The following is a 5,896-nucleotide window of genomic DNA, read 5'->3' on the forward strand; positions in this document are numbered from 1 at the left end:
CCAGGTAGCGGCGCCGGGTCGCCTCGTCGGGAGCCAGGTCGTCGGCCAGGGCCTCGGCCAGGGCGCGCAGGCTGGCCAGCGGCGTGCGGAGGTCGTGGGAGGCCCAGGCGATCAGGTCGCGCCGTTCCTGCTCCATGCGCCGCTCCCGCTCGCGGGCCTCGGCCAGCCTGGCCGCGGCCGCGTTCAAGGTCTCGGCGATGAGCGCGATCTCGGCGGTCCCCTGCACCGGGGCCCTGGCGGACAGGTCATCGGCCTCAAGCCGCCGCGCCGTCCCGGCCAGGGCCTCCAGGTCGGCCGCAACCTGCCTGGCTGTGGCCACCCCGTAGGCCACCCCGGCCCCGGCCGCCACCGGGAGCGAGGCGAGCACCACGGCGAGGTCGTGGCTGGAGACGAGCATCTGGGCGCTGACTGCCCACAGGCCGGCCAGGGCGACGGCGGCCGTCACCGCCGCCGTAAGCGCGCCCTGCCTGGCCACCTTGGCCCGCCGCCGACGCAGCCACCCCTGGAGCCCGAGACCGGCCGCGACGACCACCAGAGCGGCCAGGGTGATGACGGCCAGCAGCGTGCCCGTCTCGCCGAGCGGGATCCCGACCGCGCCGGCCACCAGCGCGCTGCCGCCCAGGCCGGCCAGGAACCAGCCCAGCGGCGACAGCCGAGCCCAGCTGCGAGTGCTCACGGTTCCACCGGGACGAACCGGTAGCCGACGCCGTACACCGTCTGTAGCCGCTGCGGGTTGGACGGGTCGTCCTCGACCTTGGCCCGCAGCCGCCGCACGTGCACCGTGACCGTCGAGGTGTCACCGAGCCAGCTGTACTCCCAGACCTGGCGCAGCAGCTGGCCGCGGCTGAACACCTGGCGCGGATGGCTGACCAGGAAGGCCAGCAGATCGAACTCGCGTACGGTGAGGGAGACCGGTCGATCGGCGACCGTGACCTCGCGGGTGACTGGGTCGACCCGGACGTCTCCCGACCGCAGCGGCGGCGACGGGCCTTGGCCATCGGCGGCCAGGGTCCGGCGCAGGACGCTACGGACGCGGGCGACCAGCTCACGGGGGCTGAACGGCTTGACCACGTAGTCGTCGGCGCCCAGCTCCAGCCCAACGATCCGGTCCGACTCGTGCCCTTTGGCGGTCAACATGATGATCGGGGTCGCGCCATTGGCGCGGACCTGTCGGCACACCTCCAGCCCGTCCACGCCCGGCAGCATCAGGTCCAGGACGATCAGGTCCGGGACACCCGCGCTGAACGCCGCCAGCGCCGTCGGGCCGTCCTCGGCCGCCTGGACGCGGTAGCCCTCCCGCTCCAGGTACTGCTGGACGACCTCGCGGACCGTCGGCTCGTCGTCGACGACCAGGATCCGTTCCCCGGCCACGCACCCTCCTTCCGGCCTCGACGGTGGCACATCCTGGGTGACCTCGCCATGTCCATCTCCAACCCGTCACGAGTTCGTAAGCGCCGTCCGGTTGCTCTCCGGGCCGCGAGCCGGGCAACCTGGCCGATCATGCGCGTCCTGGTCACCGGCGGGGCCGGCTTCGTCGGCAGCCACGTCGTCGACCTCCTGATCGAGGCCGGCCACGAGGTCGTCTCCCTCGACCGCCTCCACCCTCGCGCCCATGCCGGCCGGCCCGCCTACCTGCGCGACGACGTCGAGCACCTCGACGCCGACCTGGCCGACCCGGAGGCCGCCAGCGTGCTGGACCGTGCCCTGGACGGCGTCGATGCGGTCTGCCACCAGGCGGCCATGGTCGGCCTGGGCCAGGAGTTCGGCGATGTCGTCGACTACGTGCGCGACAACGACCTGGGCACCGCGGCCCTGCTGGCTGCCGTGGCCCACCACCGCCGCGTCGGCAGGCTCGTGCTAGCCAGCTCCATGGTCGTCTACGGCGAGGGCGCCTACCGGTGCTGCGAACACGGCCCGGTCCGCCCTGACCCCCGGCCGGCGGCGCGGCTGGACACCGGCCGGTTTGAGCCGCCCTGCCCCAGTTGTGGCGCCGACCTGGAGCCGGTGGCGGTCACCGAGGACGCCCCACTCGACCCACGCAACGTCTACGCGGCCACCAAGCTCCACCAGGAGCACCTGGCCACCGCCTGCGCCCTGGCAGGTGGGCCATCGGTCACCGCCCTGCGCTACCACAACGTCTATGGGCCTCGGATGCCCCGCGACACCCCCTATGCCGGGGTGGCCGCGATCTTCCGCAGCGCCCTGGCCGCGGGCCAGCCGCCGCGGGTGTTCGAGGACGGCGGCCAGCGGCGCGACTTCGTCCACGTGACCGACGTCGCCCGGGCCAACCTGCTCGCCCTGACCGCCCCGGAGCCGGTCGTCGGCGCCCTCAATGTGGCCAACGGCCACCCCCGCACCGTTGGTGAGCTGGCGGCTGCGCTGGCCACCGCCATGGACGGTCCCGCACCCGAGATCGCCGGCGGCTGGCGTGCCGGCGACGTCCGCCACGTGTTCGCCTCCCCGGCCCTGGCCGCCGCCCGACTCGGCTTCCGGGCCAGGGTCGGCTTCGCCGAGGGCATGGCCGAGCTCGCCCGGGCCGAGCTGCGGGCGCCCGTCCCGGCCAGCCCCTAGGCACCGGCGCGCTAGCGGTGTTCGGGGTTGTCGAAGTCGAAGCGGCAGCCGGCGTCCCACTCCGAGCGCTGGTTGCCGTGGGCCGGGATGCCGCCGGACCGCTTCAGCAGCGCCCCCAGGTGCATGAGGTTCCAGGTCGCGAAGGTGGTGTTGCGGTTGGTGAAGTCGTTCTCGGGGCCGCCCGAGCCGGGGTCGAGGTAGGAGGGGCCGGGTCCGGCCTCGCCGATCCAGCCGGCGTCGGCCTGGGGCGGGATGGTGTAGCCGAGATGCTGGAGGCTGTAGAGCAGGTTCATGGCGCAGTGCTTGACCCCGTCCTCGTTGCCGGTGAGCAGGCAGCCGGCCACCCGGCCGTAGTAGGCGTACTGCCTGGCCCCGTTCAGCAGGCTGGAGCAGGCGTACAGCCGCTCGACGACCCGCTTGGTCACCGAGCCGTTGTCGCCCAGCCAGATCGGGCCGCACAGCACCAGGATGTCGGCGGCCAGCACCTGCCGGTAGATGGCCGGCCACTCGTCGGTGGCCCAGCCGTGCTCGGTCATGTCGGGCCACACCCCGGTGGCGATGTCGTGGTCGACGGCCCGCAGCTGCTCGACGGTCACGCCGTGCCGCTCCATGATGGCCACGCTGACGTCGATCAGCCCCTGGGTGTGGCTGCGCTCGGGCGAGCGCTTCAGGGTGCAGTTCACGTACAGGGCGCGCAGGTCGTCGAAGCGCCACTCGCCTGTGCCGGTGCTGGTCTCCTCCGTCATCGAGCCTCCTCGGTGGGTCGGGCGGCGGGCGCTGCTGGCATGATGGCAGCCGGCGGACGGCCACGGCGGGAGGTTGACATGACCAGCGTCCTGCGGACCTCGCTACCGACCAGCGAGGAGCGCCGCAAGACCGGGCGGGCCCTGCGCGAGAAGGTCAGGCGCAGCGCGCTCGGGCGCTGGCGGCCGGCCGAGGACCGGCCCGACCCGCTGGACCTGATCGAGGAGGCCCACGAGGGCCGGCTGCAGCGGCTGGTGCCGGTGCGGGTCGGGCGGATGATGGCCTCGCCGTACGCGTTCCTGCGCGGCTCGGCCGCGCTGATGGCCGAGGACTTCGCCCACCTGCCCCGGACCGGGATCGAGCCGGTCATCTGCGGCGACGCCCATCTGGGCAACTTCGGCTTCTACGCCTCCCCCGAGCGCGACCTGGTCTTCGACCTCAACGACTTCGACGAGGCCCACCCCGGGCCCTGGGAGTGGGACCTGTACCGGCTGACGACCAGCGTGTGGGTGGCCGGCCGCGAGAACGGCCTGTCCGAGGACACCTGCGAGGACGCGGTGCTGCGCTGCGCCCATGCCTACCGGCGCCAGCTGCGGGCCCTGGCCGGCCAGCCGCTGCTGCCCCGGTCCTTCGACCGGCTCGACATCGACCGGATGCGGGCCGAGCTGGCCGACTGGTCGCTGCGGGGCGAGATCGAGCGGGCCGCCCAGCGGGCCCGCACCCGGACCAGCGACCGGGCCCTGCCCAAGCTGACCCGCGAGCGCGGCGGCACCCGCCACATCGTCGACCAGCCGCCGCTGGTCACCCACGTGTCGGAGCGGGAGACCGGCCGGCTGATCGAGGGCCTGGAGTCCTACCTGGGCACCCTGCCGCCGCACTGGCGGCGGGTGCTCGCCTACTACAGGGTCGTCGACCTGGCCCACAAGGTGGTCGGGGTCGGCAGCGTCGGGCTGCGCGCCTATGTCGCCCTGCTCCAGGGCAACGACCCCAACGACGTCGTGTTCCTCCAGCTCAAGCAGGCCAGGCGCTCCTGTGTGGCCAGGTTCGTGCACGGAGACACGGCCTGGCACGCCCACCAGGGCCAGCGGGTGGTCGAGTACCAGCAGACCCTGCAGACGGTCAGCGACCCCCTGCTCGGCTGGACCAGCGTGGGCGAGCGCGACTACTACGTGCGCCAGTTCCGCGACATGAAGGGCGCCATCACCGTCGACGGCATGGACGGGTCGGCCCTGATGGACTATTCCCGGGTCTGCGGCACCCTCCTGGCCAAGGGCCACGCCCGCTCCACCGGGGCCACCAGGCTGTCCGCCTACCTGGGCAAGGGCGACAGCGCCGACCGGGCCTTCGCCAGGTTCGCCCGGGCCTACGCCGACCAGACCGAGGCCGACCACGAGGCGCTGCGCAAGGCCGTCGCCGCCGGCCGCCTCCCGGCGGAGGCCGGGATCTGACGGTGGACCAGCCCCGCGGGCAGGCCGAGCGGGTCTCCACCCTGGAGCTCTTCTTCGACCTGGTCTTCGTGTTCACCATCACCCAGCTGACGGCCGTGCTGAGCGACGACCCGACCCCGCGGGGGCTGCTGCGGGTCGTCCTCATGCTGGGCGTCATCTACTACATGTACGGCGGCTACGCCTGGCTGACCAACGCCGTCGCCGCCGACCGGGCGGCGCGGCGGCTGCTGCTGCTCGGCGGCATGGCCGGGTACCTGGTCCTGGCCCTGGCCATCCCCCAGGCCTTCAGCGAGGGCGACGCCGCCTTCGGGGTCGCCTACCTGGTGGTCGTGGCCGTCCACGCCGGGCTGTTCACGCGCGCCGGGGCCACCCACACGGTCCGGGCGGTCATCCGCCTGGCCCCGTTCAACCTCGGCTCCGCCCTGCTCGTCCTGGCCGCCGTGCTGGTCGAGGGCACCCCGGCCTACCTGCTGTGGGCGGCCGCGTTCGCGCTCGAGTGGCTCACCCCCGTCCTCGCCGGCACCGGCGGGTTCCGGGTCGCCCCGGCCCACTTCGTCGAGCGCCACGGCCTGGTGGTGATCGTCGCCCTTGGCGAGTCGATCGTGGCCATCGGCATCGGCGCCGCCGGCCTCCCGGTCGACCTGGCCCTGGCCAGCGTGGCCGTGCTCGGTCTGCTGCTGGCCGCCTGCCTGTGGTGGGCCTACTTCGGCGGCGACGACGACACCCGGGCCGAACGGGCCCTGGCCGCCGTGCCCGACGACCGCCGCGGCTGGGTCGCCATCCAGGCCTTCGGCTACTGGCACCTGGTCATGCTGCTGGGGATCATCGCCATGGCCGCCGGCCTCAAGGACGCCATCGGCCACGCCTTCGACCCCCTCGACCTGGCCCACGCCCTCATGCTGTCGGGCGGGGCCGCCCTCTTCCTGGCCGGCGACCTCCTCTTCCGCCGCACCCTCCAGCTCGGCCCCGCCGCCCTCCGCGCCACCGCCGCCGCCCTCGCCCTGGCCACCGTCCCCGTCGGCCTCGCCCTCTCCGCCCTCGCCCAGCTGACCACCCTGGTCCTGGTCCTGGCCGCCGCCCTCACGCTGGAACGCCGGGCCGCCCGGCCATCCGACCGTCAGCCGCGCCGGTAG

At 73.9% G+C, this 5,896-nt stretch carries 6 protein-coding genes; 3 read left to right on the top strand and 3 right to left on the bottom strand.

Features of this window, described 5'->3' with window-relative positions; translation table 11 throughout:
- Together VF468_18250 and VF468_18255 are read right to left on the bottom strand one after the other, a co-directional pair.
- A partial coding sequence (locus VF468_18250; protein ID HEX5880231.1) for a HAMP domain-containing protein occupies nt 1–676 on the bottom strand: 676 nt, incomplete at its 3' end.
- Nucleotides 673–1,371: a response regulator transcription factor gene (locus VF468_18255; GenBank protein ID HEX5880232.1), complete on the bottom strand. Its 699-nt coding sequence runs from the start codon at nt 1,369–1,371 to the stop codon at nt 673–675. The genes VF468_18255 and VF468_18250, both read right to left, overlap by 4 nt.
- A gap of 129 nt (nt 1,372–1,500) precedes the next feature.
- On the opposite strand from VF468_18255, the gene VF468_18260 reads away from it, so the two are divergent.
- Nucleotides 1,501–2,571: an NAD-dependent epimerase/dehydratase family protein gene (locus VF468_18260; GenBank protein HEX5880233.1), complete on the top strand. Its 1,071-nt coding sequence runs from the start codon at nt 1,501–1,503 to the stop codon at nt 2,569–2,571.
- An 11-nt stretch (nt 2,572–2,582) separates the two neighbouring features.
- On the opposite strand, the gene VF468_18265 is transcribed toward VF468_18260, so the two are convergent.
- Complete coding sequence (locus tag VF468_18265) at nt 2,583–3,317, bottom strand: NAD(P)H-dependent oxidoreductase (GenBank protein HEX5880234.1); 735 nt, start codon at nt 3,315–3,317, stop codon at nt 2,583–2,585.
- 78 nt (nt 3,318–3,395) lie between these two features.
- Between VF468_18265 and VF468_18270 the strand changes: the two genes are divergently transcribed.
- Nucleotides 3,396–4,763 carry a DUF2252 domain-containing protein gene (locus tag VF468_18270; GenBank protein HEX5880235.1) on the top strand — a complete coding sequence of 456 codons (1,368 nt, stop codon included), beginning with the start codon at nt 3,396–3,398 and terminating at the stop codon, nt 4,761–4,763.
- A 2-nt stretch (nt 4,764–4,765) separates the two neighbouring features.
- Complete coding sequence (locus VF468_18275; GenBank protein HEX5880236.1) at nt 4,766–5,896, top strand: low temperature requirement protein A; 1,131 nt, start codon at nt 4,766–4,768, stop codon at nt 5,894–5,896.

This window comes from Actinomycetota bacterium, assembly GCA_036280995.1.
Taxonomy (GTDB): domain Bacteria; phylum Actinomycetota; class CALGFH01; order CALGFH01; family CALGFH01; genus CALGFH01.

What these genes read in the sequence shown, in the direction of transcription:
- VF468_18260 (HEX5880233.1), top strand. Translation starts at nt 1,501, where the DNA reads ATGCGCGTCCTGGTCACCGGCGGGGCCGGCTTCGTCGGCAGCCACGTC.
- VF468_18265 (HEX5880234.1), bottom strand. Translation starts at nt 3,317, where the DNA reads ATGACGGAGGAGACCAGCACCGGCACAGGCGAGTGGCGCTTCGACGAC.
- VF468_18270 (HEX5880235.1), top strand. Translation starts at nt 3,396, where the DNA reads ATGACCAGCGTCCTGCGGACCTCGCTACCGACCAGCGAGGAGCGCCGC.